This window comes from Aerococcus urinaehominis, assembly GCF_001543245.1.
In the GTDB taxonomy this organism is placed as follows: Bacteria; Bacillota; Bacilli; order Lactobacillales; family Aerococcaceae; genus Aerococcus; species Aerococcus urinaehominis.
This window is the reverse complement of the sequence record NZ_CP014163.1, coordinates 1,001,431-1,027,440: the sequence shown is the minus strand read 5'-3', so window position 1 is coordinate 1,027,440 and position 26,010 is coordinate 1,001,431. Positions and strand designations below refer to the sequence as shown.

The following is a 26,010-nucleotide window of genomic DNA, read 5'->3' as shown; positions in this document are numbered from 1 at the left end:
AAATGGCGAATAATGAAAATCAAAACAATTTAACAAATGAAGAAGCCTTAGAATTAATGCAAGAGCAGGCTGAAAAGGAAGCTGCTTTAAAGGAAAAGGCAGAGTCTTACGATGCTAGTCAAATCCAAGTTTTAGAAGGTTTAGAGGCAGTTAGAAAACGGCCTGGTATGTATATCGGGTCAACTTCAGCAACTGGTCTCCACCACCTAGTCTGGGAAATCGTTGATAATTCTATTGATGAGGCCTTAGCCGGCTTTGCTAGTCATATTGAAATTATGATTGAAGCTGATCAGTCCATAACCGTAGTTGATGACGGCCGTGGTATTCCTGTCGATATTCAAAAAAACACTGGTCGCCCCGCAGTGGAAACAGTTTTTACTGTCCTTCATGCTGGTGGTAAATTTGGTGGTGGTGGCTATAAAGTTTCTGGGGGTCTACATGGTGTAGGGGCTTCTGTTGTTAACGCGCTCTCCGAATGGCTTCAAGTTTCAGTCCATAAAGATGGTCAGATTTACCAACAAACCTATGAGCGGGGTATGATTGCCGGCGATTTAGGAGTTGTTGGTCAAACTGATAAGCATGGTACCGTGGTAAAATTCCTACCAGACCCATTAATTTTTACTGAGACCACGGTATTTGACTATGATGTACTTAATCGTCGGGCTCGGGAATTAGCCTTTTTAAATAAAGGTCTAACTATTACCTTAATTGATAAACGTGAAGGACAGGAACAAAGCCATAGTTATGAATATGCTGGTGGTATCAGTGAATACGTTGCTTATATGAACGATAATAAGGAAGTTCTATTTGAGGAACCAATTTATCTTGAAGACGAGCAGGATGATATTGAGGTAGAGGTTGCCTTACAATACACTAGCGGTTACCATGTTAATTTCCTGTCTTTTGCTAATAATATTCATACCTTCGAAGGTGGTACCCATGAATCGGGCATCAAGTCTGCGCTAACACGTGTGATTAATGATTATGCACGCGGGGCCAATTTGCTTAAAGAAAATGAGGATAATCTGACTGGTGAGGATGTGCGAGAAGGTATTACATTAATTGTTTCTGTTCGTCATCCAGACCCTCAGTTTGAGGGGCAAACCAAAATGAAGTTAGGTAATTCAGAGGTTAGAACAATTTCAGACCGCCTCTTTTCTACGCACTTTGAAAAGTACTTAATGGAAAATCCTAATGTCGCCCGTCAAATTGTCGATAAAGGCATTGTTGCTTCTAAAGCGCGGAAAGCTGCTAAACGAGCTCGGGAAATGTCGCGTAAAAAATCAGGTCTAGAAATTTCCAACTTACCTGGTAAATTGGCTGACTGTTCCAGCCGAGATCCAGAGGAAAGTGAATTATTTATTGTCGAAGGTAATTCGGCCGGTGGATCAGCTAAACAGGGGCGGTCCCGTCACTTCCAGGCCATCTTACCAATAAGGGGTAAGATTTTAAATGTTGAAAAGGCATCGATGGATCGAATTTTAGCCAACGAAGAAATAAGATCACTCTTCACAGCTATGGGAACCGGTTGGGGTGAGGATTTTGATGTCTCCAAGGCGCGTTATCATAAACTGGTAATTATGACAGATGCGGATGTTGATGGGGCTCATATTCGTACCCTACTCCTCACATTGATTTATCGTTATATGCGTCCCCTTCTTGATGCGGGTTATATTTATATTGCTGTACCACCGCTTTATTCTGTTCGCCAAGGAAAGAAAATCACATATTTAGAATCTGATGAAGAGCTAGCTAAGTACCTTGAAGAAATTCCTGAGCGACCTAAGCCAAATATTCAGCGTTATAAAGGTTTAGGAGAAATGGATGCCGAGCAATTATGGGAAACTACCATGGATCCAGCAAATAGAAAAATGTTACAAGTAAGTGTAGAAGATGCGGTTGAAGCAGATAAAATTATCGACATGCTAATGGGCGATAATGTTGCTCCAAGACGGGAGTTTATCGAAGAAAATGCTAGCTTTGCCACAATTGATTTATAAGAGGAAGGAGCTAAAGCAGAATGGCTGATCAAAATAATAATCATGCTGAAATTAAAAATAGAGAAATAGCCAGTGAAATGCGGACATCCTTCCTAGATTATGCGATGAGTGTTATCGTGTCTCGGGCCCTACCAGATGTTCGCGATGGCCTAAAACCAGTTCATCGTCGTATTCTTTACGGCATGAATGAGTTAGGAGTAACGGCTGATAAGCCTTATAAAAAATCAGCTCGTATCGTCGGGGATGTTATGGGTAAATATCATCCTCACGGCGATTCAGCAATTTATGAATCTATGGTCAGAATGGCCCAGGATTTCTCTTATCGCTATATGTTAGTAGATGGTCATGGTAACTTTGGTTCAGTTGATGGGGACCAGGCTGCTGCTATGCGGTATACCGAGGCCAGAATGAGTAAAATTGCGCATGAAATGGTCCGCGATATGAATAAGAACACGGTGGACTTTATACCTAACTATGACGGCGAGGAGCGAGAACCAGAAGTTTTACCAGCTCGTTTCCCTAACTTACTGGTTAATGGTGCTACAGGTATTGCTGTAGGGATGACCACTAATATCCCGCCACATAACTTAGGTGAAGTCATTTCTGCCTTGCATATTTTAATGCAAAACCCTGACGCGACCACAACTGAATTGATGGAAGCCTTACCAGGCCCTGACTTCCCTACTGGTGCCATTGTCATGGGTAAATCTGGTATCCGTCGTGCCTATGAAACAGGTAAGGGTTCGATAATTGTTAGAGCTAAGCTCGATATCGAAACGCTATCTAATGGCAAGGAACAAATTATTGTTCATGAAATTCCTTATATGGTGAATAAGGCTAAACTAGTTGAACGTATTGCGGATATGGCTAGAGATAAACGAATTGAAGGCATCACGGCTGTTCGAGACGAATCAGGTCGCGAAGGTATGCGGATTGTCATCGAATGTCGTCGCGATGCGTCAGCTAGCGTGATTGTCAATAATCTTTATAAACAGACACAATTACAGGCAAATTTCGCCTTTAATATGGTGGCTATAGTTAATGGTGTCCCTAAAACACTGAGTCTAAAAGAAATTTTAGCCCACTACCTTGCCCACCAGGAAACAATTATCCGTCGCCGGTCGCTATTTGAAAAAGAGCGGGCTGAAGCAAGAGCGCATATTTTAGAGGGTCTACAAATTGCCCTCGATCATATCGATGACATTGTTAATATCTTGCGATCTTCTCGGTCAGGTGAGGATGCTAAACAAATTTTCATGAGCCAATATGGTCTATCTGATAAACAGTCACAAGCTATCCTAGATATGCGACTAGTCCGTCTGACTGGCTTAGAGAGAGAAAAAATTGATTCTGAGTTGGCTGACTTACGTGCTGAAATTGCTCGCTTGGAGGAAATTTTGGCTAGTGAAGAGAGACGTTACCAAATTATTTATCAAGAGCTACAAGAAATTCAGGAGCGTTTTGGTGATGACCGTCGCACTGAATTAATGGTGGGCGAAGTCTTGAGTATCGAAGATGAAGATTTAATTGAGGAAGAATCTTCGCTTATTACCCTAACCCATAATGGTTATATTAAACGGTTAGCTGATGATGAATTCCGTACTCAAAATAGAGGTGGCCGTGGTGTTAAAGGTATGGGCGTTCATGAAGGTGACTATATTGAACAGATGATTGCTGCCTCTACCCATGATGTGCTCCTCTTCTTTACCAACCAAGGCCGTGTTTACCGACTTAAAGGTTATGAAATACCTGAGTTTTCACGGGCAGCTAAAGGTATCCCAATTGTTAACCTGCTTAAGCTCAATGAAGGAGAGAATGTTCAGACAGTAATTAGTGTTTCTGAACGAGGTAAAAATCCTGAAGAACACATTAGTTTCATCACTAAAAAAGGACAAATTAAACGAACACTATCACGAGAATTCTTTAATATTCGTAATAACGGCTTGCGGGCCATCAATCTACGTGACGGTGATGAGCTAGTTAAGGTGCTCTTAACCCAAGGCAATGACAACTTAATTGTAGTCTCTAACCAAGGTTATGCTGTTTCCTTTAATGAGCAAAAAGCGCGCTCTATGAGTCGAATGGCTTCAGGTGTTCGGGCCATGAAATTGGATTCAGATGATTTTGTGATCGGTATGGATATCCTAGCGCCAGAAGGCGATATTCTTGTTGTGACAGAAAATGGTTACGGTAAACGCACTGCAGTTGATGAATATTCAATTCGAAATCGTGGCGGTAAAGGTATCAAAACTATTAATATAACAGCTAGAAATGGCAAACTAGTAGGTATGGCGACAGTGACCGGTGATGAAGATATCATGCTAATGACTGATACAGGTGTCATTATACGTTTCCATTCGCAAGATATTTCAGAAACAGGTCGGGTGGCCCAAGGGGTTCGTTTAATTCGCTTAGATGAAGATGCAAGTGTCTCAACTATGACCCTGGTGACTGGTGATGAAGATGACGATTTAGCAGTCTCTACAGAAACGGCCAAGGATGAAAAAAGTCAAAGTCAAGATTTAGATAGCTTAGATGGTCAAGAAATTACTAATAAGCTTCATGATTTAGCTAACCAGGAATTAGCTGATAATTCTCAAAAAGATTAATTTTTTCTTGAAATCACCAAAAAAATATTATATAATACAAAGATGTGAGTATTGAATAATACTTTCCTTGCTCTAAAGATAAATTTAGGGCCATATAGACCAAAAGGAGGTGCAAGTCAGATGAGTGAAAACACAGCTAAATATGAAATTTTATATATCATCCGTCCGAATATGGAAGAGGCTTCACGCAATGCCCTAGTTGAGCGTTTCGATGATATTTTAACTTCAAATGGCACAACAATCACTGAATCAAAAGACTGGGAAAAACGTCGTTTCGCATATGAAATTGAAGGCTTTAACGAAGGTGTTTACCACCTAGTTAACTGCCAAGCGGATGATGCAGAAGGTATCAATGAATTTGACCGTCTTGCTAAAATCAACGACGATATCTTACGTCACATGGTTGTTCGCATTGAAGACTAATTGATAATTAAGCATACAGTCGTGGGAGAGGAGACATTTCATGATTAATAATGTTGTATTAGTGGGTCGCCTAACTAAAGATGTTGAACTACGTTATACGCAAAGCGGAATCGCTGTTGCATCCTTCACTGTTGCTGTTGAACGCCGGTTTAAAAACCAACAAGGCGAACGAGAAACTGATTTTATCTTATGTGTGATGTGGCGAAAAAGCGCTGAAAATTTTGCTAAATTTACACGTAAAGGTTCCCTAGTAGGGATTGAAGGTTCTATCCAGACACGGAACTACGAAAATAACCAAGGACAAAGAGTATATGTTACTGAAGTGCTTGCGGAAAACTTTTCATTACTAGAACCCAAATCAGTTACTGAAAGTCGTCCTTCAAGCGGTGATAACTATCAAAATAACTTTAATGATAATCAGTATTTTGGTGGTAACCAGCAGCAAGGAAATAACTTCCAACAACAAAATAACGATCCCTTTGCCTCACTAAGTAATCAGTCTTCCTCTTCTCAAAACGGAAGTTCTCATAATTATCAACCTGATAATGAGCCAGTTAATCCTTATGCGGGAAATAACGATGGCAATCAGGAAATTGATATCACAGATGATGATCTTCCTTTCTAAAATAAGGAAGAAAAAGGAGGAAACTAACTATGGCACCACATCGTCGTGGCGGACGTCGCCGCAGAAAAGTATGTCATTTCTGCGCTAACCACATTGACCATATCGACTATAAGGATACTGACCTATTAAGTCGTTACGTATCTGAAAAAGGTAAAATTTTACCTCGTCGTGTTACTGGTACATGTGCTAAACATCAACGTCCATTAACAACAGCAATCAAACGCGCACGTATTATGGCTCTATTGCCTTTTACAGTGCAAGATTAATATAAAAAATACCCAAAACACCAATTATCCACAGATGTGGATAATTGGTGTTTTTTTATGCTCATCTATTGTGGATATGTGGATAAAGGTCATTCGATATGTTGAAAACTAGTGTTTATGTTCCACGTGTAACACAAAGGTTGTGGATAAGCGAACATAAATTTTATCCACTTGTTGATAATTCTGGCATATATTTTGCTTGATTTTTTATATTTGTTAAATTATGACTATATGTACCTATATATTTTCGTAAACCATTACATCGTAGGAGGTATAACACAGTCGCTTAGAGCTGAATCGTTGGACTAAAAATCCAAACGATATCTGATAGATATCAGAGTTAAAATTAAATGCTAACCTAGTGCATTACTAGCTCTAGCTCTAGCTGCAGGTCAGATTTCATATTTTTGCTATAGCCCTAGCATCTTTAATGCATGCCGCAAAGGATATACTATCCATGCTGCAAACCTACTAAAATATGATACGAGAATTCAGCGTTCAATCATGAATGGGACCTATTTGGAAGGAATCAGAACAAGAGCTGAAAGCTATTGAGTAAAGATTTCTGAAGTAGCTCCATGCTTACCAAATCGAACCCGACTACACTATTAATATACACGCATAATCATAAGAGCCTGAGGCATAAGTCCCCAGGCTCTCTTGCGATACTAACTATTTTATTTCTGAAGTATTCTAGTATACTTAAATACCATTTAACTAGAGATATCCGCTACTAAATTTTATTTATACAAGGTATTTATTTCTTCTTTAATGATTATGTAGATAACTATTGTAAAATAATTAAATTGAAGTCCATATTAAACCTTTATCATTTAGGCTGCTTATGTCTGCATATGTGTCTCTAGTATTTATTAACTATATGAAATCAAAAATAAAACTTCATAATGAAGTCTTTCGTTTCGTTGCTTCTTCTTCCACTACAATAATGAATGAAAGCTATGTAAATATAATTTAGTTTGTTATCTATATAGATTTTTCTATAAAACTTATAATAGAGTAAAATATTTTCCTATCTGACTTGTTCCAATAATTTGAGGATACTCATGCCTACTATTTTGCAAATATTTCACGTGAAACAATATTTTCAACTTATTGTCGACAAGGAAAAGCTAAAGCAGTAGCTATTTATTGTGGAGAGGACACTATTATTTTTAAAAGGATGGCTTAAATATTATCATCCGTCAAGAACAAATAACTTCTAGTATTAGTATTGAGTTGATATCACAAGATGGGTGCCCACCGGTCTATAGGTTATAGAATAAATGATAAACATGGGTGCAGAGTGCTAGTATTAAGCTAATTTTAAATTCTAAACCACACTAAAATATGAATTTCTCCCAAATACTAGATGGCTAATTTTGTTTTGATTTTATGCCCTGACCCCCATCCCTTACCTTACGGTAATAGGAAAATATTTGTGGTGTTTGATAGCAGCCAATCATCTAGTTTAATACATATAATAGCAAAATGACGTGTGACTATTTAAATTACTGATTATATATAGTTGAATAAATATATACTAGTTTGCAATTTATTTTTATTATCTATTCAATTAATAACAAGTCAGTGATGATATACATGATATTTAGCTATATTGATTTTTAAACAACTATCGTCGAAAGTCTAATAAATCACACTACTACTATTTCTAAACTAAAAACTAGCAAATTATAACTGCAGACTACCTGTCTTTAAGCTAATTATTATAGCTGGTATAGAGATATTGAAAGTTTATATCTTCTTTCTTTACTAACCTAATCCTAAGCTAACTGGGTAAGTTTATTAGTTACTATATTTTATAATAACAGGGTGATTGATCCCCCTCTACCATCCCGTCGTCGACCCCCATGTGTGACTAAATCCTTTGAGACAAGTTTTTGAATGCCATTTTGATAACGAACATCTTATAAAAAAGATTTATGTCCTTACGTGGATTTTATATTTAAGCTAGGCATGATTTTGTGTCTTACAATCCTATTTTCAGTAGTGTTGTAATTTTAGTCGTGTTAACCATATATTTGCGCCTCTAAAATTAATGTTTTATCTTTTTTTATTTTATAGACTTAAGCCAGCTAACCTATCTATAAATATAAGAAAAGCTATCTATAAAAACGGGTATTATTTAAAGGGAATAAAAAGCAAATGAATTGTTTCATTTTTTAAGTTTTCTATAGAAATTGATAATTTTTTAAAGGATGCTACCAAAAAGTTTCACGTGAAACAATTTATATTACAGAAAAGGGTAATTGAATCAGTTTCCATAGATAAAAATATTTTATTTTCCTATAAAAAAGTTTCACGTGAAACTTTTTGGTCATTCGTCGTACATTAATTTAATTAAAATAGGAATAATATTAGGTAAAAGCCCTAGCTACCTATATCTATTGATTAAGTTTAGGTAAACTTAAATCGATTTATCCGCATATTATAATATATATTATTTGTTTTTAAGTTCTAAAATTTCGGATATAAAGTAGCTTGTCTTGTCCTTTTTTGTGGGGAATATTGGATTAACAGCATTCTGATAAATCAACCATCATCATTTTTTTTTCGTTCATATTAGTAATTTGTTAAAAAACAATCTAAATAATATTTCAGATGAATGTTTCACGTGAAACATTTTAGTGAGAACTTCAGTTCTATAAACTTTACAGTGCTTGCTTAAGAATGTTATAATTCTGCTATATATGTTAGAATGTATAAACTGACTAAATATGATATAGAAGGAGTTCCTATGAAAAAAAATATTTGGAATAGGAGTGTATCTTCTTTTCTCAAACGACCAGGTATTATGATTCCGCTTATAGCTAGCCTGGTATTAGCTATTGTGGTGATAGTGCTAGGTTTTTATGGTAACTTTCGCATTGGTTTACTAATTGCTATTGTCATGTTGCTGGTCACTTTACTAATGGTGACAGCGATAATAAATTTTGTAAATCGAAATCAGGGTTATATACTTGATTTGACAAGAGATATTGATTCAGTTCAAAATGAAATTCTATTAAAGTTACCTTTAGGGATTTTAATACTTGATGAAAATCAAGATGTCCAGTGGCTTAATCCTTTTATGCAGCAGTTCTTCTATAAAAAAGAAATTATTGGTCTGCCGCTTAAGGAAATGGATAGCGAAATTAAAGACTTATTAGCTTATTTCGAGGCCAATCCCGAAACATCACAGACCAAGCTAGCATGGCAAGACCGGTTCTTTGATGTTGAAATATTTAGAGAAGAAAACACACTTTATTTCTTAGATATTACTGATTATGAGCGCATAGCGGTTGAATCTCATGCTAGTCGAATGGTCTTAGGCTACGTGGTTATTGATAATTATGATGAGTCTGTTTCTAATATGACGGACTCGCGTAAATCTACCATTGATAACTTTATGACCAAGCAACTCTCTGCTTGGGCTGAAAAGTATGATTCTTTTATGAAACGTTTAGATGATGACCGTTTTATTATGATTACTACTTATGGTCGATTAAATGAGATGGAAGAAGATAAATTCTCAGTGATTGACCACATACGTGAAGCAACTTCTAAAGCTAATTATCCACTTACAGTTTCGATGGGACTTTCTTATCGAGAACCTGGCGAAAATTTGAATATTTCAGGAATTTCCGGTTTAGCACAATCTAATCTTGATCTGGCTCTAAGCCGAGGTGGTGATCAAATTGTTATTAAAACAGCTGATTCACCAGCAAGATATTATGGTGGTAAAACTAATCCGATGGAAAAAAGAACCCATGTTCGAGCTCGACAAATTGCAACCACAATTGCCAATATGATCCAAGAAAATGAAGAAGAGATATTTGTGATGGGGCATTCCTATCCAGATATGGATGCTATCGGCGCTTGTTTAGGAATTAGACGAATTGCACGCATGAACGGTAAGCGTTGCTATATCGTGGTCGATCAGGATAAAGTTTACAGTGATATTGACCGTTTAATCAAAGAATTAGAGAAGGATGAAGATTTAGCAGCTGACCTAATCAGTCCTAGTAAGGCTAGCGATCGAATTAAACAAAATAGTCTGCTGTTTATCGTTGATGTCCACAAGCCATCACTAACTATCCAGCCTGATCTGATTGACCAGGTAAATGGTGTCGTTATTATTGACCACCATCGCAAGGGTGAAGAGTTTCCTGTTAATGTTCTTTTGGAGTATATTGAACCATATGCCTCATCTGCTTGTGAGCTGATTACTGAATTTTTTGAATATCAAAATCCCGAAATTGATGACGAGGGGATTACCCGAATTGAAGCAACAACTATGTTAGCTGGTATTATTGTTGATACACGCAACTTCTCGCTAAGAACGGGTTCACGTACCTTTGATGCAGCTTCTTATTTAAAATCAGTAGGTGCAGATTCTATCTTGATTCAGACCTTGCTCAAAGAAGATTTAAGTACTTATATTGCCCGTAGTGAGTTAGTTGAATCAGTAGAATTTTTACCACCTAATATTGGTATTGCTGCCGGGGACAATGATCGGGCTTATGATGCTGTAACAGCAGCCCAGGCTGCCGATACACTATTGTCAGTTCAGAATATTGATGCTTCATATGTTGTTTTTCTAAGAAATGATGGTCGGGTAGGTATCTCAGCTCGTAGCCTGGGTAATGTAAGTGTGCAAAGAATTATGGAAGAACTTGGTGGTGGCGGCCATCTCTCCAATGCGGCTACTCAGATACCCGATGTAACAGTTGATCAAGCAGTGAATATGCTGAAAGATGTTATCGCTAATGAAATGGAGGAAGAATAATGAAAGTTATTTTCTTACAAGATGTTAAAGGTCAAGGAAAAAAAGGTGAAGTCAAAGAGGTACCTAATGGCTACGCTCAGAACTTTTTAATTAAAAAAGGATTAGCTAAAGAAGCAACTAGCCAAGCTATTTCAGCTTTGAAGGGTAAACAAAAGGCAGAGAAAAAACTAGCTGCCGAAGAGCTAGCCGAGGCCAAAGAGTTGAAAAATACCTTAGAAGCAGAAGAAACAGTAGTTGAAGTAACTGCTAAGGGAGGCGAAGATGGTCGTTTATTTGGCTCTATCCCATCTAAACAAATTGCAGATGCTTTGAATAAGCAATATCAAATCAAAATTGATAAGCGAAAAATTGAGTTACCTGAACCAATCCGTTCTTTTGGCTACGCTAATGTACCGGTAAAACTACATCCGGAAGTTGAAGCGACAATTCGAGTTCATGTAACAGAAGAGTAAGTCTACAAATTAATGAACTAGGTAAGAGGTTGTGAACTATCACAGCCTTTTTACTTTTAGAGTCCTTAATTTTTAAAAATCATGGTATGATAAAAGGGTATGGTTTAATAAATTTAGTTTGCTAAGAAGCAAATAAATGGGGTGAAATAATGGATAAAACAAATGATATAACAGACCGTATCCCTCCTCAGGATATTGAGGCTGAACAATCTGTTTTGGGGGCCATTTTGCTTGAAAGAGATCGGATGGCGAGTGTTTTAGAATTTATTAATGCCCACGACTTTTATCAAAGGGCGCACCAAATTATTTTTGCTAGTATGGAAGAACTGTATAATTTGGATGAAGCTATTGATGTTATTACGCTATCTAATAAATTGAACCAACAAAATATGTTGGAAAATATTGGTGGCATGTCCTATATTGTTCAATTAGCTGAAAAAACGCCTTCAGCTGCTAACGCAGAATATTATGCTAAATTAATTGAAAATAAATCAATTTTGCGGAAATTAATTTCGGCCTCTAATAAGATTAGCCAAGCATCATATGAAGAAAATGAAGAAGTTGAAGATATTTTAGATGAAGCTGAGCGGGCTATTCTTGATGTATCAGAGGGGCGTAATCGGAGTGATTTTAAACATATTTCTGATATTGTTCAATTGGCCTTAGCCAACGTTGAAGAATTATCGAAGCAGAAAACTGATGTTACCGGTATTCCTACTGGCTATGCTGAGTTAGATCGGATGACGTCAGGCTTGCAGCCTGATGAGCTGATTATCCTTGCGGCCCGGCCGGCTGTCGGGAAAACGGCTTTTGCCTTAAATATTGCTCAGAATGTAGCTACTAAACAGGGGGCTACCGTGGCTTTGTTTTCGCTAGAGATGGGGGCCGAATCATTGGTTAATCGGATGATTTGTGCTGAGGGCTCAATTGATGCTGGCCACTTGCGAACAGGGCAATTAACTGATGAAGAGTGGTCAAGTTTAATTGTTGCTTTAGGTTCCTTAAGTAATGCTTCTATCTACATTGATGATACACCAGGTATTAAGGTATCAGAAATACGCGCTAAAAGTCGCCGCCTCATGAAAGAAGCGAGAGGGTTAGATCTTATTGTCATTGATTATCTACAATTAATTGAAGGGTCAAGGAGAAGCGAAAATAGACAACAGGAAGTTTCTGAGATTTCTCGTCAGCTTAAGAAGTTAGCTAAGGAATTAGCCTGTCCAGTTATTGCCCTCTCGCAGTTATCTAGGGGCGTTGAGCAAAGGCAGGATAAGCGACCAGTTCTATCAGACATTAGGGAATCGGGTTCAATTGAGCAAGATGCAGATATCGTTGCCTTTCTATATCGTGACGACTACTATGATCGTGATAATGATGACGGTGATCAGCCAAAAATTGATAATAATATCGTTGAAGTAATTATTGAAAAGAACCGTAGTGGGGCTCGTGGCACTGTCGAATTGATGTTTGTTAAAGAATATAACAAATTTTCTTCAATCAGTATGCGAGATGAAAATGATATGTTTGCTTAATAGCCATATCTTATGATAATAGTCACTAAGGACTAGTGAGTTAATATATTTAAAAAGTCTGTGAATAAGTTTGCAGACTTTTCTTGTATTAGAAAAACCCGCAAGCTATTAACTTGCGGGTTTCTTTATAATACTAGTTTATCCTAACTATTTGTTTAAGGGTTCCCATTTCCAGTTATTAACTTCTGGAATATCGTCACCATTTTCCTCGATGTACTCACGGTGGTAGGCTAATTTTTCATCCATTTCATTAGCAAATTCTTGAGCTTGCTCACCATAAGCGTCAAGCGCAATTTCTTTCGCTAAATGGAAGCGGTCAAGTTCGTTAAGGACGCGCATATCAAATGGCGTCGTGATGTCACCTTCTTCACGGTATCCATGAGGGTTAAGGTTATGATGGGCACGTGTGTAGAAGATATCACGCAACAGACCTTCATAAGAATGGAAGGTGAAGTAAACTGGGACATCTTTAGGGAAAATAGCTTCAAATTCTTCATCATTCAAGCCACGAGCATCAATACTTGGGTGACGTAACTTGAAGAGGTCAACAACGTTAACAAAGCGAATTTTCAAATCAGGGAAATTTTTGCTTAGATAACTGATACTAGCTAGTGCTTCTAGGTTACCTTCAACACCAGCAGCAGCGATGACAACTTCTGGTTTTTCATCAGCTGAAACAGTTGAAGCCCAGTCAATCACTTTAAGACCTTGATCTACTAATTCTTGAGCTTCATCAGCAGTATAGAATTGTGGGCGAGGGTGCTTAGAAGTAACAATATAGTTAATCACATTCTCAGATTTAAACATTTTTTCAAGGGCTGCCAAGCTAGTATTGGTATCAGCTGGGAAGTAGGCCCGAATATACTCAGCATGTTTTTCAGCCAAGTGGGTGATTAAACCTGGGTCTTGGTGTGTATAACCATTGTGGTCTTGCTGGAAGACATAAGAGGTTGAAATCAGGTTTAGCGATTGATAAGGTTTGCGCCATTCAATTTCATTAGATTTACGAATCCACTTGAAGTGTTGAGTAATCATTGAATCGACAGTTCTTAAGAACGATTCATAGCTGGCAAAGGCACCGTGGCGACCAGTTAAGACATAAGCCTCTAAGAAGGCTTCCATCACATGCTCTGATAATTGCGAGTCAATGACACGTCCTGATGGGCCAACATGTTCGTCAAAGTTTTCCTTAACAGGCTCTAACCATTGCCGCTGTGTTTTTTCAAAGACCTTACCTAGACGGTTAGATTGGGTCTCATCTGGACCAAATAGGCGGAAGTTATCACGGTTTTGATCTAAAATATCACGGAAGTAACCACCAATTTCAATCATATCTTGGGCCTGGTTGGCACCTGGCACATCGATTTTTTGGGCGTAGTCACGCCAATTAGGTAAGTTAAGGGCTTTAGGATGGCCACCATTAGTAATTGGATTCATAGCCATTCTTTGGTCACCCTTAGGAGCAAGCTGGGCAACATCTTCTTTTAATGAACCATCTTCATTGAATAATTCTTCTGGTTTATAAGATTGTAACCAGTCAACTAAGGCCGGCGCTGTTTCCATATTATTAGCATTAACAGGGATTGGTACTTGGTGAGCCCGGAAGCTACCTTGAATATCTTTACCATCCCAAGTCTTAGGACCGGTCCATCCTTTAGGTGTCCGGTAGATAATTACTGGCCAAGCAGGCATAGTAGCGTCGTTGGCATCGCCTTTACGGGCTTCTGCTTGGATGGCCTTAATTTTTTCAATGGCTTGGTCTAAAGTTTTAGCCATTTGCGGGTGTACCTTGGCGGGGTCATCACCTTCAACAACAACTGGATCCCAACCAAGACCAGATAAATGTTTAATCAAGTCCTCATTAGATTTACGTTCTAAAATAGTAGGGTTGGAAATCTTACCACCATTTAGGTAAAGAATTGGTAGCACGGCACCATCTGTTACTGGATTAATAAAAACATTAGACATCCATGAGCCTGCCAGCGGGCCAGTCTCAGCTTCCCCATCGCCAATAACGGTGGCTGCAATTAAATCAGGATTGTCTAGGATTGCACCAATCGCATGGGCTAATGAGTAACCTAGCTCCCCACCTTCGTGAATAGAACCAGGTGTTTCTGGAGCGGCGTGAGAGCCAATGCCACCTGGGAAGGAGAAAATTTTGAAGAATTTTTGCATACCTTCTTCATCTTGGGTAAATTCCGGATAACGTTCAGTATATGAACCGTCTAAATATGAGTTGGTAACCATTACTTGTCCGCCGTGGCCTGGTCCCTCCACGTAGAACATATTAAGATCATATTTATTGATAACTCGGTTAAGATGAGCATAAACAAAGTTTTGACCAGCGATTGTTCCCCAGTGTCCTAAAGGTTTAATTTTTACATGATCAGCTTTTAATTCTTCTTTTAGTAGCGGATTATCTCGTAAGTACATTTGGCCAACTGATAGGTAGTTAGCAGCCCGCCACCACTTATCAACTAGACCAAGATATTCTTGGCTATCAAAGTTAGTCATTATATTATCTCCTTTATAAGTTGGTAAGTTTATTATAGGACCAATATTGGCAATTGTCAATTAGCTTGTCATTTGACAAAAACTATCAGAATAGTGATAATAAAAAAGATTTTTTACTTAGGGAGAGACTGCGGTATGAGTTTAGATAATGAAATTGTAAAAATAGCTAGTATGTACTTTGAAGAAGGTTTAACCCAGGCAGAGATTGCCCAGCAAAGAGGTGTTTCGCGATCCTTGATTTCTAAATACCTAAATGATGCTAAGAAAGCAGGCATTGTTAAGGTATTTATTGATGCGGATACTGTTTATACAACCAGGTTAGAGCGTGAATTAGAAAAAAAATTTAATTTAACGAATGCCTTAGTTGTTGATACTTATGGCTTGGAGCAAGCCGAAATTAATCGGTTGGTGAGCCAAAAGGCTAGTCAATTTTTACTAGAAATTATAGCTAACTACCAGTCGGTAGGGATTTCCTGGGGCCGGTCACTAAGACGGTTGGTCGATATGATGCCCCATAGTCGATCTAGTCAAACAACTATTATTCCTTTAATTGGCGGCTTGAGTGATGAATATTTTGATATACAATCTAACCAGCTGTCCTATGATTTAGCTAGAAAAATTAGGGGTAAGGCTAAGTATCTTTATGCACCAGCTATTGTGGCCAACCAAGCTTTGAAGGCAGAACTAACCAGTAACTCAGCGATTCAATCGATTTTAGAGGATGGTAAGCAAGTTACGCTAGCTTTAGTTGGAATTTCATCCTTAGACCAAGAGGATAATATGAAACGAATTGGCTATACTGACCAGGACGATATTCAGCGACTGGGTGATAAGGGAGCAGTTGGGGTTATCAATTCTAGATTTTTTGACCAACAAGGCCGGGAACTAGATGATGACATCAATCATCGTGTTATCGGCTTGGATCTTGAAGATTTACGCCAAATTAACCAGGTTATGACGGTGGTCCAAGGAGATAAGAAGGCTGAGGCTGTTAAGATAGCTCTAGATGCTCAGTTAATTTCTATGATTGTGACAACAGATACATTGGCTGAGCAAATATTAAATTTAACTAAAGATTAAGAAAAATCAGAAAAAAACTTGCAATCTTCTGAATACAGGCGTAGAATAATACTGTTCCAGTAAGGTTCCTTAGCTCAGTTGGTAGAGCAACGGACTCTTAATCCGTGGGTCGAGGGTTCGAGCCCCTCAGGGACCATAATTAAAGTTACGCCTAGTTATTTAGGTAAAAAAGTCAGTCCATTTGTGGACTGACTTTTTTTATAGCTAAGAATATCTAAAATGCAGTGGTTATAGGACTATGACAGCTGCTTGTCTTCTAAGTATGCTTCCAATTTTTCCGCCAATAAGGCTTCTAAAGTAGTTAAGACGGCTTGGTCATTATTACTAGCGATTTGATAGCTACTACTAGCTACTAAGTCTGGATCAGCATTTGACATGGCAATTGCGTACTTAGCTGCTAGCATCATCGAATGGTCATTCATAGAATCACCAAATACCATGGTTTCACTAGGCTGAATATTATACTTATTTTGTAAGTAGCTCACAGCCTGTCCTTTGCCGGAATCTTTGTGGATATTATCAATAAAGATATTACCTGAAGTTACAGAAAGAATATTAGGAAATTGTTTTTGGATGGCATGAGTTAATTTTTTATTATCAGCTAAGCTCGCATCATTAATCATAGCAACTTTATAGGCATCTTGCCCACTCGGGATATCATCAAAAGATTGGACAGGGTACAGGATACCATTGTATTTGAGGGCCGTTTCAAAATGAGGATCACCCGCTAACATATAAGACGCCATACCTGTTGACACATAAATTGAGGCTTGACTATGTTGTTGGATGAAAGCAATCGTATCCCTATAGATATTTTCAGTTATGCCAATTGTTTGTAGCACTTTATCATCTTTTACCATAAAGGAGCCGTTATCACCGGCAAAGTAGAGTTGCGGACGGACCTCATCGGAAAAATTAGTTCGTAACTGATGATAGCTATTACCGGAAGCGATGAGAAAAATAATACCTTGTTCTCTTAATTGCATAAAAATTTTTTCAAAACGATTTTGATCATAAGTTTTATCGGTACGTAGCAGAGTTTCATCCATATCAATAGCTATTAATTTTATAGTCATACAAACCTCCATGTAGCTCTTTTCCCCTAGCCTAACTTAAATATTAAAGCTTGTCATTAACTAAGCAGCTATAATCTAATAAATTTAAAATTCTAGCTAGAAATCTTTTAGATAGCATAGTATGATATAGCGTAGTGTAGCGCTTTAAAAATGATTGGGGGAAATTTGATGACAGATAGTAAATATGTTGTGGTCATTGGTGGTTTGAACATGGATATTGCCGGAATTTCAGGCCCTATTTATCGCGAGCGAGATTCTAATATCGGTAAGGTCCATATGAGTCCAGGTGGGGTAGGACGAAATATCGCTCATAACCTTACTAATTTAGAAGTTGAAACACATTTGATTACGGCTTATGGGGATGACAATTTTGGCCAATTATTGAAAAAATCATGTGCCGAGCTAAATATTGACTTAAGCCATGCTGAATGTTTGCCAGGACGCAGGTCATCAGTATATCTGTACGTTACCGATGATGAAGGCGATATGGTTACTGGTGTAAATGATATGGGTATTGTTGATGAGATCACGCCAGAATTTTTAAGTGATAAATTAGATTTTATCAATGGTGCGGATATTGTTGTTCTTGATGCTAATTTAAAGCGCAAAACATTAGAGTGGCTAGGAGATAAGGTAACTGTGCCGATTTTTGCTGATCCGGTGTCAGTAGCTAAGGCTGGTCGCTTTGCAGATATGTTAGATAAAATTCACACCATTAAGCCAAATGAGCACGAAATTGAGCTTTATACTGGTATTAAAGTAACTAGTGCAGAAGCAGCTAAGGAAGCAGCTAAGACACTTATCAAGTTAGGCGTTCAACGGGTTTTCTTATCATTGGGTAGTCAAGGTATGGTAGTAGCTGATCGGGATAATGATCCAATCTGTGTTCCAGTTATCACCACTAATGTGACATCAGCAAATGGTGCTGGGGATTGCGCCATGGCTGCTATTGCTTGGAGTCATACTTACTATTCAGATGCCCTGCCTGCTATCGAGGTTGCCCAGTTAGCTTGTGCGGCATCAAGTTTGACACTACAAACGGAAGCCTCTGTCTCTGATAAATTGAATATCCGGGATTTAGTCAAACATGCTCAAAATTATCAACAGTAAAAACGAATTTTACAAGTAAGCGAACTTTAATTAGTTCGCTTTTTTGCGGTTGAAAAATGAAATAAGACTGGACATTTTTCGGAATTTACCCCATAATAATGGACAGATCTTGAAAAAAACTTAAAAAGGAGCAAAAAATGGGAACTATTAGAGGTATTATTGATTTAATCGTTATTTTTTTAATAGCCTGGTTATTTTCAAACAATCGCCAAGATGTTTTAACTAAAAAAGGTAAAAATATTTTGGTTATGTTAGTCTTACAACTTATTATTTGTTTTCTATGTTTGAAAACTACGGTAGGTATCCAGGTGATGGGTAGCATTTCTAACTTTTTTGGTTGGTTAATCGGTCAATCACAAGCTGGTATTAATTTTGTGTTTGGCGGACTAGAAATGGGTGCAGGCGGAGTTTTCTTCTTCAATGTGCTACTTCCTTTAGTCTTCTTATCAGCCCTGATTGCTATTCTTGATTACATTAAGGTTATGCCTTTTTTAATGAAATGGATTGGTATTGGTGTAAATAAGATTACTGGTATGGGCCAGTTAGAAGGTCAATTGGCTATTTCAACGCTAATTTTAGGTCAACCAGCGGGCTACATCCCTATTCAAGAGCAATTAAAGCAGATATCTGGTAAGCGTCTCTTTACCTTAACCATGTCAGCAACTTCGACAGTCGGTATGTCTATGCTAGCGGCCTATATGGAATTAATTCCTGGCCAATTCGTTGTTGTAGCGGTGCTACTAAATATCTTTTCTCCATTTATTATTACAGCAATTATGAATCCTTATGATGCTGAGGAAGATCAGATTGAACATGCTGCTGCTACTGGGGCGCCAGCTAATTTAGCCCTGACAACACCTAACGCTGCTAGCGAGGACAAGCCTAGTCTTTTCGATGCGATTTCAGATGCTATCAGCCAAGGTTTTAACCTGGCCTTGATTATTGCTGCCATGCTGATTGGTTTTGTGTCAATCATTGCCTTCTTAAATAATATATTGTCAGCCTTGATTGGTATAACCTTTACACAAATCTTAGGTTATATTTTTTCACCTTTAGCTTTAGCAATTGGGGTACCTATGGCAGATATGGTAGAAGCAGGTTCGATTATGGCTACTAAATTACTATCAAGCGAATTTGTCGCTATTTCTGAAATGTTATCGTTTGGCAATAATATTACTGAAAAAACAATTGCAATGATGTCAGCTTATGCGATTTCTTTTGCTAATTTTGGTACTGTAGGTATTGTAACGGGTGCTTTGAAATCAATTGATGCCAAGCAGGCTAAAGTTTTCTCTGGTTTTTCCATGAAAATGATGCTGGGAGCAACCCTGTCAGCAGTATTGACAGCATGTATTGTTGGTTTCTTTTATTAATATAGTCAGCAGAAATGCATCACAAAACCTGTAACATTAGTTGCAGGTTTTTTGTTTACTAATATTTCTAGTTTGTTCGAGTGTCTAAACTGCAAATGACACTTAGATACATTAGAAATATTTTGATATTTATTGGTCCCGTTTATATATATCTTTTGGTTAAAATAATTTAAAAAAGGACTAGCTTTTATTGGTTAAAAGGACTAGAATGCTCTTATTCAAAAAATAGAAAAGGAGTCTTTCATTTTGCTTAAGTTTTTTGGCCACTTGACTAATCCTCAAAAAATAGCTTGTAGTTTTTTCCTGGTTATTATGTTGGGCTCAATTTTATTAAGTCTGCCTGTTTGCCAGTTAAATGGTGTCCAAGCGACCTACTTAGACCATCTTTTTATTGCGGTTTCAGCAGTATGCGTGACTGGGCTTTGGACATCATCTATTCACGACACCTATAATATTTGGGGGCAAATTGTTATGATGCTTTTAATCCAGACCGGAGGGTTAGGTTTGATGACCATCATAAGCTCCCTCTACCACAGCCTTGGTCAAAAAGTATCCTTGCGAGATGAAATTGTAACTGGTGAAGCCCTCAACCGCTCTTCTAAATTTCAATTAGGCAATTTTCTGGGGCGAATTATTCGCTATACTGTGATTATCGAAGGCGTCGGTATGCTATTGTTGACTACTTTCTTCGTGCCCTTATTAGGTTGGCAGCAAGGATTATTTAACAGCTTATTTACAGCCGTATCCGCCTTTTGTAATGCCGGCTTTGATCTTTTAGGTAATGATTCCTTGATTCCTTACCAAACAGCCGGGATTTTGAACTGGACGATTATGGCCTTAATTGTTTTGGGGGGGATTGGTTTCTCTGTTTGGTTTGACATTACCGACCAAATCAAGCTTCATCAGCAAAATGAACGGCAAAAACCATGGCGTTACTACCTTAACCACCTGTCTACGCATACTAAATTGGTGTTGACGGTGACGGGGTCGGTTATTTTGATTGGCGCATTTCTTTTTGGTCTTGTAGAATGGCAAAATCCTGCTACTATCGGCCAATTGTCGGTAGTTGATAAAATCAACGCTAGTTTCTTTCAAACAATTACTATGCGGACAGCCGGTTTTGCTAGTATTGACTATAGCCAGGCCCATCCCTTCTCTATTTTAATTTTTGTGCTAACTATGTTTATTGGTGGGGGTGCTGGCGGGACAGCTGGTGGCTTGAAGGTATCAACTTTTGCTTTAACAATTATGCTAGCAGTTAGAGAATTAAGGCAATCCAAATATGTTACTTTTGCCCACCATACAATTCCAGATGGTCTGGTTAAGACAGCTTTTGTTATCGCCTTGTTCTATGTCGCTTTATTATTTTCCGGTTCGGCCTTGCTATTACTGTTTGATCCGCATGTACCTTATCTGTACTTGCTTTTTGAAGCCATTTCAGCCCTGGCTACTGTGGGGGTATCAGCTGGTTTAACACCTGACTTATCAACTGCAAGCCACTTTATTTTAATGGCTCTGATGTTTATTGGCCGGATTGGACCGATGACTATGTTCTTTAGTTTACGGGGTCGGCAAAAACGATTGACTGATGTGAAGTATAGTAAAGCAGATATTATTATCGGTTAGGAGAGAAAAAATGAAAAAACAACGTGTAGTAGGGATCTTAGGTCTAGGGTTATTTGGGTCAGCCTTAGCTAGGGGCTTAAGCGACCATGGTGTAGACGTGGTTGGCTGTGATAAAAATGAAGACCATGTTGAGGACTTAGAAGAGTATCTTACCATTGGTTCTGTCGGTAATTTCACCGATTTAGATTTTATGCGGCAAGCTGGTTTTGCCTCTTGCGATGTGATTGTCATAGGTACGGGCGAAAACCTAGAATCCTCTGTTTTGGGCGTTGTCAATGCTCAAGAACTAGGCGTTAAGCAAATTATCTGTAAGGCAAAAAACCAACAATCTGCCAAGGCCTTAACTGCTTTAGGGGTTAGTCGGGTTATTCTGCCGGAGGAAGAGTCAGGTACCCACCTAGCTAATGTACTCAGTCGACAATCCTTGGAAGGCTTGATTAATTTGGATGATAGTACTGCTGTTGTGGAATTTAAGGTACCTAAGGAGTGGTTGGGAAAAAAATTATCAGATCTGGATTTGCGTCGTCGTTATGACCTTAATATTATTGGGATTAGAAAACATCCAAAACAGGCTTTAGATACCCAACTAGACCCCAACCAACAATTTGAAGCGGATGATTTTGTAGTAGCAGTAGCTAATTTACAGACCTTTGAGCGGGTTGATTATTTGGAAAGAATATAGTAAAAAGGTCCGGTTGCCTCATGGGCAGCCGGACCTTTCTTTAAATAAATATCATCATAAAAGGAACAGTAATTATTGAAAGCAGAGTAGTTACCAAGACGATTTTTGAAGCAATGGTTTCGTCCAGGTTATATTGGGAGGCTAGTAAAGCTGTTGTGGTACCAGCGGGCATGGCAGTCATAATAGTCAATACACCGGTTAGATTAGTTGGTAAGCTTAGTAAGCGACAAACTAGAATGACTAGACCAGAAATCAGAAAAAGTCGCCAAGCAGTATATACTAAAACACCTTTTTCAAAAAGCTTTTCTAATTTAACAGTGGCAATAATGGATCCAATAATAATCATGGCTAGGGGTTGAACAATGGCAGACAAACTAGCAAAAGAACGGTCAATGAATTCCGGCAAGGGTATTTCTAAGAGCCCCCAGATGATGCCGACAGCTACAGCAATAATAGCTGGATTTCTTAGGGCTTTTCCAACCCAATCACCACTAGATTGACGGTCATCACCTTCAAGAATAACAATGCCTAGTGTCCACATAAAAATCCGGTGGGGCACTAGGTACATGGCTGCTAGAATAAGACCAACATCACCGTACATTAGTCCTGATAGGGGTTGGCCGCCCAGTCCGGCATTATTGACCAGCAGAGCGTATTCAAGGATTTTTCTTTGCCGGTCGGGATAGTTGCGAAAGATAAAACGTCCGATTAAATAAGTCAAGCTATAAATAATCGTTGCAGCAACAATAGCGATAAAACCATTTTTGAGGATTTCTAAGTTTACTTTTCTAAAAGAATAGAAAACCATAATGGGCATTAAGATATTTAAAATAAATTGGATAAAAGCGGAGCGATTCTTATCAGTAATAATCTGACGTCGATAGGCAAAAATGCCTAGCAATAAATAGATTAGAGAAGACATCTGAATGGTAAACATCTGTAAGAATTGGGCCATAAAAACCACCTTTCTCGTTTGCTGAGGTACAATCAATAATCATAGCAAATAAATCAATAAATGAAAAGGACCGCCCTGATGAACTATCCCTATTAAGTAGACAGGGGACAGTTCACGAGGACAGGTCCTTTTTATTTAACTATACTGTTAATTATTCTTACGCAGGTTAAAGTCTTTGGCCCGCGCCACTTCTGCTGGAGACATAACATCTGAAGTGATATCTGCTTGTGCTTTTAACTCGCGGTACGCGACATCTTCGGAAATCATGCGATAGAAGGCAGCTGCTACTGGGACACCGATGACCATACCACCTACACCGAGGAGGCCACCACCGACGGTTACAGCTACTAGCACCCATAACCCTGGTAAACCTAAGGAGTTACCAACCACTCTCGGATAAATTAGGTTACCTTCAATTTGTTGGACGATAACTAAGAAAATAACAAAGTAGATGGCTTGCGTTGGTGATTCCATAAGAATTAGGAAGAAACCAACTGCTCCAGAGATATAGGCACCCAAAAGTGGGATGAGGGCAGTGACCCCTGTTAATACACCAACCATAGAGGCGTAAGGGAAGCTAAACATCCACATACCGAAACCAACCATACAGCCTAAAATGACTGCTTCTACAACTTCTCCGGTAATAAAATTATAGAAGGCATCATCGAGCAGGGCGATAAAATAATGAAGGCGGTTAGATCTCTCCCGACTGAGATAGGCATCAGTTAAGCGGGTAAATTGCTGGCCGAGTTTTTCTTTAGACATAAGGATGTAGAAGGCGACGATGATAGCTAAGAAGAGGTTGACAATCCAACCAGCAATGGATGTCACTGTTGATAGGGTTGTATTAATCAAGTTAGACGAAACATTTTGCACCACATTGAGGGTGTTGCGCAGCATGTTTTGCCAATCAATATCAATTGTTGCTAGGTAGCCAGTGATTTCTGGATAAGCATTAATATATTTATTGATTAGGGCCTCTACTTTAATAAAGAATTCTGGTAACCCTGCTAGAAGGTTGACAACAACACCAATCAACTGCGGTACGACCATACCGATTGTAAAGGCAATTATGAGGAAAATAACTAAAAGCGATAGGGTGATACTAACTGGGCGACGGGCTAGGTTGACCCATTTATTTTGACTCTTAGGAAACCACCACTGCTCAAATTTAGCAGTCAGGATATTAAGCACATAGGCCATCATACCACCAAGCACAATGGGGAAGAGCACTGTCCAGAAACCAGATACCCACTTGATGATATTTGGCCAATTAAGAATGGCAATAATCACCAGCGCAATAAAGACTATCGTCTGGAATAGAAAACGACGATTTATTTTCATAAAAACTCCTTTCTAAAGGCAAAAAGACCGAAAATATGGCCGGTCCCAAAGCTTATAAAATTAATTATACTTATTATAAAGCACCCCTAGCATTATACCTGATAGTTTTCATTTTAAAAAGAGAATTCTTATTTTTTCTTAATGATCTATGTTAGAATGATTGAGCTAATACATTACCTATGGAGGAAGATAATGAATACTCATAAAAAAGTCTTAGAGACAGCCCTGTTAGCGGGTCAAATTATGACAGAATCTAATGCGGAATCATACCGGGTTGAGGACACCATGAACCGCATTTTGTCAACGTCTAAGGCAGCTTACGCTGTAGCGGTTTCCTTTTCAACCAGCTTGTATGCTGTCCTTGATGATCCTAGCTTTGAGCAGGGTGGATTTACTGGCATCAAGCGGATTTCAGTCCGGTCTAATAATATGAATAAGATTGCAGCAGTGAATAGCGTGTCACGTCGCTTTACGAATAATCAGATTAGCCTCTCTCAAGCCTACGAGGAACTTTTGGTCATCCAACAGACTAAATCTCCTTATTCTGAACGCTTGCAGGATTTAGCTATTATCGGCTTAGCTATGTCCTTCTCTATTTTGTTTGGTGGTGGCTGGTGGGACTTGGTAGCCTCTACTATTAATGGGATTGTCTTGATGTTTATGTATAAGGCAGTTAGTAAATTTTATATTAATTCAGGCTTATCAAATGTCATTCAATCTTTAGTTGTGACTATTGCTGCCTACTTGATGCAAGCCTATCTATTGCCAAGTATTAATACTAATATTGTAATTGTTTCTACTTTGATGCCAATGGTACCGGGGACAGCTATCACTAACTCTTTGCGTGATATCTTCCGCCAGGACTATATTGCTGGTGGTGCACGGGCGATGGAGGCCTTCCTAGATGCCTTAATGATTGCTTTGGGAGCAGCAGTTGGCTTAATTATTCTGAGAGGAGTCTTGTTTTAAATGACAGCATTTATTATTCAATTAATAGGGGCTCTTTTTGTCGGTATTTTTTGTGGTATTAATGTAAATGTCCCTACTAAATTACTTAAATGGGTGCCCATCATCGACGTCGCTGGTTGGGCAGCCTATCTCATTTTAATTAATAATCTAAACTTTAGCGTGCCTATTGGCACTTATTTAGCAAGTTTAGTAATTGCTGGTATGTCTCATTGGTTTGCTCGGATTTTTCATGAGCCGGTAACCGCCTTCTTTATTCCAGGTTTCTTTACGCTGGTCCCAGGAGGCGGCATGTATCGGACTGCTTTGGCCTTTATTCAGGGCAATATGAGTTTAGGTGTTCAGGAATTAACCACGACCCTATTTACTGCTCTGGCAATTGCTTTAGCTGTTTTTACTGTTGATTCGTTTATGCAGATTATTAATGGTCAGCAGCTGCCGAAATTTGTCCGTAAAAACCGAAGGCTACGGTAAACCCAAATAAATTTTAAATGCGCTCAAGTCCATCTAAGTAAATTTTTATTGGTAAAAAGATACAAATCCAAAGATTAGAAACAATATTGTTTCTAATCTTTTTTTAATAGTTTTTAC

19 protein-coding genes and 1 tRNA gene are annotated in these 26,010 nt (G+C 38.4%); 16 read left to right on the top strand and 4 right to left on the bottom strand.

What is annotated here, in order from left to right:
• The first annotated feature begins 56 nt into the window (after positions 1–56).
• The 8 genes from gyrB (at position 57) to dnaB (ending at position 12,693) form a co-directional block, all read left to right on the top strand.
• The gene (gene gyrB / locus AWM75_RS04640; RefSeq protein WP_067980878.1) at positions 57–2,000 is read left to right on the top strand and encodes a DNA topoisomerase (ATP-hydrolyzing) subunit B; all 1,944 of its coding nucleotides are present in this window, start codon (positions 57–59) and stop codon (positions 1,998–2,000) included.
• A 20-nt stretch (positions 2,001–2,020) separates the two neighbouring features.
• Positions 2,021–4,609 (top strand): DNA gyrase subunit A, encoded by a 2,589-nt coding sequence (gene gyrA, locus AWM75_RS04635; RefSeq protein ID WP_067978850.1) that lies wholly within the window; start codon positions 2,021–2,023, stop codon positions 4,607–4,609.
• A gap of 120 nt (positions 4,610–4,729) precedes the next feature.
• A complete protein-coding gene (gene rpsF / locus AWM75_RS04630; RefSeq protein WP_067978848.1) occupies positions 4,730–5,032 on the top strand; it encodes a 30S ribosomal protein S6 in 303 nt (100 codons plus the stop codon).
• A gap of 40 nt (positions 5,033–5,072) precedes the next feature.
• Positions 5,073–5,657: a single-stranded DNA-binding protein gene (gene ssb, locus AWM75_RS04625; protein ID WP_067978845.1), complete on the top strand. Its 585-nt coding sequence runs from the start codon at positions 5,073–5,075 to the stop codon at positions 5,655–5,657.
• A gap of 29 nt (positions 5,658–5,686) precedes the next feature.
• A complete protein-coding gene (gene rpsR / locus AWM75_RS04620) occupies positions 5,687–5,923 on the top strand; it encodes a 30S ribosomal protein S18 (RefSeq protein WP_067978843.1) in 237 nt (78 codons plus the stop codon).
• A 2,755-nt stretch (positions 5,924–8,678) separates the two neighbouring features.
• Positions 8,679–10,709: a DHH family phosphoesterase gene (locus tag AWM75_RS04615; RefSeq protein ID WP_067978840.1), complete on the top strand. Its 2,031-nt coding sequence runs from the start codon at positions 8,679–8,681 to the stop codon at positions 10,707–10,709.
• Positions 10,709–11,161: a 50S ribosomal protein L9 gene (gene rplI, locus AWM75_RS04610; protein ID WP_067978834.1), complete on the top strand. Its 453-nt coding sequence runs from the start codon at positions 10,709–10,711 to the stop codon at positions 11,159–11,161. The genes AWM75_RS04615 and rplI overlap by 1 nt, the downstream gene beginning before the upstream one ends.
• A 149-nt stretch (positions 11,162–11,310) precedes the next feature.
• Positions 11,311–12,693 carry a replicative DNA helicase gene (gene dnaB / locus AWM75_RS04605; RefSeq protein ID WP_067978833.1) on the top strand — a complete coding sequence of 461 codons (1,383 nt, stop codon included), beginning with the start codon at positions 11,311–11,313 and terminating at the stop codon, positions 12,691–12,693.
• A gap of 147 nt (positions 12,694–12,840) precedes the next feature.
• Here the strand turns inward: dnaB and AWM75_RS04600 are convergent, their stop codons facing one another.
• Positions 12,841–15,210 (bottom strand): phosphoketolase family protein, encoded by a 2,370-nt coding sequence (locus tag AWM75_RS04600; protein WP_067980876.1) that lies wholly within the window; start codon positions 15,208–15,210, stop codon positions 12,841–12,843.
• 132 nt (positions 15,211–15,342) lie between these two features.
• Between AWM75_RS04600 and AWM75_RS04595 the strand changes: the two genes are divergently transcribed.
• On the top strand, positions 15,343–16,287 hold the full coding sequence (locus tag AWM75_RS04595; protein ID WP_067978830.1) for a sugar-binding transcriptional regulator: 945 nt from the start codon (positions 15,343–15,345) through the stop codon (positions 16,285–16,287).
• 63 nt (positions 16,288–16,350) lie between these two features.
• Positions 16,351–16,423: transfer RNA gene (locus AWM75_RS04590), tRNA-Lys, on the top strand.
• A gap of 100 nt (positions 16,424–16,523) precedes the next feature.
• Here AWM75_RS04590 and AWM75_RS04585 read toward each other — a convergent pair.
• Positions 16,524–17,363 carry a Cof-type HAD-IIB family hydrolase gene (locus AWM75_RS04585; RefSeq protein WP_067978828.1) on the bottom strand — a complete coding sequence of 280 codons (840 nt, stop codon included), beginning with the start codon at positions 17,361–17,363 and terminating at the stop codon, positions 16,524–16,526.
• A gap of 168 nt (positions 17,364–17,531) precedes the next feature.
• On the opposite strand from AWM75_RS04585, the gene AWM75_RS04580 reads away from it, so the two are divergent.
• From AWM75_RS04580 to AWM75_RS04565, 4 genes are all read left to right on the top strand, one after another.
• Positions 17,532–18,473, top strand: a complete 942-nt coding sequence (locus tag AWM75_RS04580; protein ID WP_234946624.1) for a PfkB family carbohydrate kinase — start codon at positions 17,532–17,534, stop codon at positions 18,471–18,473.
• A gap of 137 nt (positions 18,474–18,610) precedes the next feature.
• Positions 18,611–19,846 (top strand): NupC/NupG family nucleoside CNT transporter, encoded by a 1,236-nt coding sequence (locus AWM75_RS04575; RefSeq protein WP_067978822.1) that lies wholly within the window; start codon positions 18,611–18,613, stop codon positions 19,844–19,846.
• Between the two features lie 246 nt (positions 19,847–20,092).
• Positions 20,093–21,472, top strand: coding sequence for a TrkH family potassium uptake protein (locus AWM75_RS04570; protein WP_074572572.1), 1,380 nt, complete (start codon positions 20,093–20,095; stop codon positions 21,470–21,472).
• Between the two features lie 10 nt (positions 21,473–21,482).
• On the top strand, positions 21,483–22,154 hold the full coding sequence (locus tag AWM75_RS04565; RefSeq protein WP_067978819.1) for a potassium channel family protein: 672 nt from the start codon (positions 21,483–21,485) through the stop codon (positions 22,152–22,154).
• Between the two features lie 40 nt (positions 22,155–22,194).
• Here the strand turns inward: AWM75_RS04565 and AWM75_RS04560 are convergent, their stop codons facing one another.
• The gene (locus AWM75_RS04560) at positions 22,195–23,109 is read right to left on the bottom strand and encodes an AEC family transporter (RefSeq protein ID WP_067978816.1); all 915 of its coding nucleotides are present in this window, start codon (positions 23,107–23,109) and stop codon (positions 22,195–22,197) included.
• A gap of 147 nt (positions 23,110–23,256) precedes the next feature.
• Complete coding sequence (locus tag AWM75_RS04555; RefSeq protein WP_067978813.1) at positions 23,257–24,453, bottom strand: AI-2E family transporter; 1,197 nt, start codon at positions 24,451–24,453, stop codon at positions 23,257–23,259.
• A gap of 192 nt (positions 24,454–24,645) precedes the next feature.
• Between AWM75_RS04555 and AWM75_RS04550 the strand changes: the two genes are divergently transcribed.
• Both AWM75_RS04550 and AWM75_RS04545 read left to right on the top strand, forming a co-directional pair.
• A complete protein-coding gene (locus AWM75_RS04550) occupies positions 24,646–25,422 on the top strand; it encodes a threonine/serine exporter family protein (protein WP_074572570.1) in 777 nt (258 codons plus the stop codon).
• Positions 25,423–25,893 carry a threonine/serine exporter family protein gene (locus AWM75_RS04545; protein ID WP_067978810.1) on the top strand — a complete coding sequence of 157 codons (471 nt, stop codon included), beginning with the start codon at positions 25,423–25,425 and terminating at the stop codon, positions 25,891–25,893.
• Positions 25,894–26,010: the final 117 nt, after the last annotated feature.

What these genes read in the sequence shown, in the direction of transcription:
- rpsF (WP_067978848.1), top strand. Translation starts at nt 4,730, where the DNA reads ATGAGTGAAAACACAGCTAAATATGAAATTTTATATATCATCCGTCCG.
- rplI (WP_067978834.1), top strand. Translation starts at nt 10,709, where the DNA reads ATGAAAGTTATTTTCTTACAAGATGTTAAAGGTCAAGGAAAAAAAGGT.
- AWM75_RS04585 (WP_067978828.1), bottom strand. Translation starts at nt 17,363, where the DNA reads ATGACTATAAAATTAATAGCTATTGATATGGATGAAACTCTGCTACGT.
- AWM75_RS04595 (WP_067978830.1), top strand. Translation starts at nt 15,343, where the DNA reads ATGAGTTTAGATAATGAAATTGTAAAAATAGCTAGTATGTACTTTGAA.
- dnaB (WP_067978833.1), top strand. Translation starts at nt 11,311, where the DNA reads ATGGATAAAACAAATGATATAACAGACCGTATCCCTCCTCAGGATATT.
- AWM75_RS04565 (WP_067978819.1), top strand. Translation starts at nt 21,483, where the DNA reads ATGAAAAAACAACGTGTAGTAGGGATCTTAGGTCTAGGGTTATTTGGG.
- AWM75_RS04575 (WP_067978822.1), top strand. Translation starts at nt 18,611, where the DNA reads ATGGGAACTATTAGAGGTATTATTGATTTAATCGTTATTTTTTTAATA.
- AWM75_RS04615 (WP_067978840.1), top strand. Translation starts at nt 8,679, where the DNA reads ATGAAAAAAAATATTTGGAATAGGAGTGTATCTTCTTTTCTCAAACGA.
- AWM75_RS04580 (WP_234946624.1), top strand. Translation starts at nt 17,532, where the DNA reads ATGACAGATAGTAAATATGTTGTGGTCATTGGTGGTTTGAACATGGAT.
- rpsR (WP_067978843.1), top strand. Translation starts at nt 5,687, where the DNA reads ATGGCACCACATCGTCGTGGCGGACGTCGCCGCAGAAAAGTATGTCAT.
- AWM75_RS04550 (WP_074572570.1), top strand. Translation starts at nt 24,646, where the DNA reads ATGAATACTCATAAAAAAGTCTTAGAGACAGCCCTGTTAGCGGGTCAA.
- ssb (WP_067978845.1), top strand. Translation starts at nt 5,073, where the DNA reads ATGATTAATAATGTTGTATTAGTGGGTCGCCTAACTAAAGATGTTGAA.
- AWM75_RS04560 (WP_067978816.1), bottom strand. Translation starts at nt 23,109, where the DNA reads ATGGCCCAATTCTTACAGATGTTTACCATTCAGATGTCTTCTCTAATC.
- gyrB (WP_067980878.1), top strand. Translation starts at nt 57, where the DNA reads ATGCAAGAGCAGGCTGAAAAGGAAGCTGCTTTAAAGGAAAAGGCAGAG.
- AWM75_RS04555 (WP_067978813.1), bottom strand. Translation starts at nt 24,453, where the DNA reads ATGAAAATAAATCGTCGTTTTCTATTCCAGACGATAGTCTTTATTGCG.
- gyrA (WP_067978850.1), top strand. Translation starts at nt 2,021, where the DNA reads ATGGCTGATCAAAATAATAATCATGCTGAAATTAAAAATAGAGAAATA.
- AWM75_RS04545 (WP_067978810.1), top strand. Translation starts at nt 25,423, where the DNA reads ATGACAGCATTTATTATTCAATTAATAGGGGCTCTTTTTGTCGGTATT.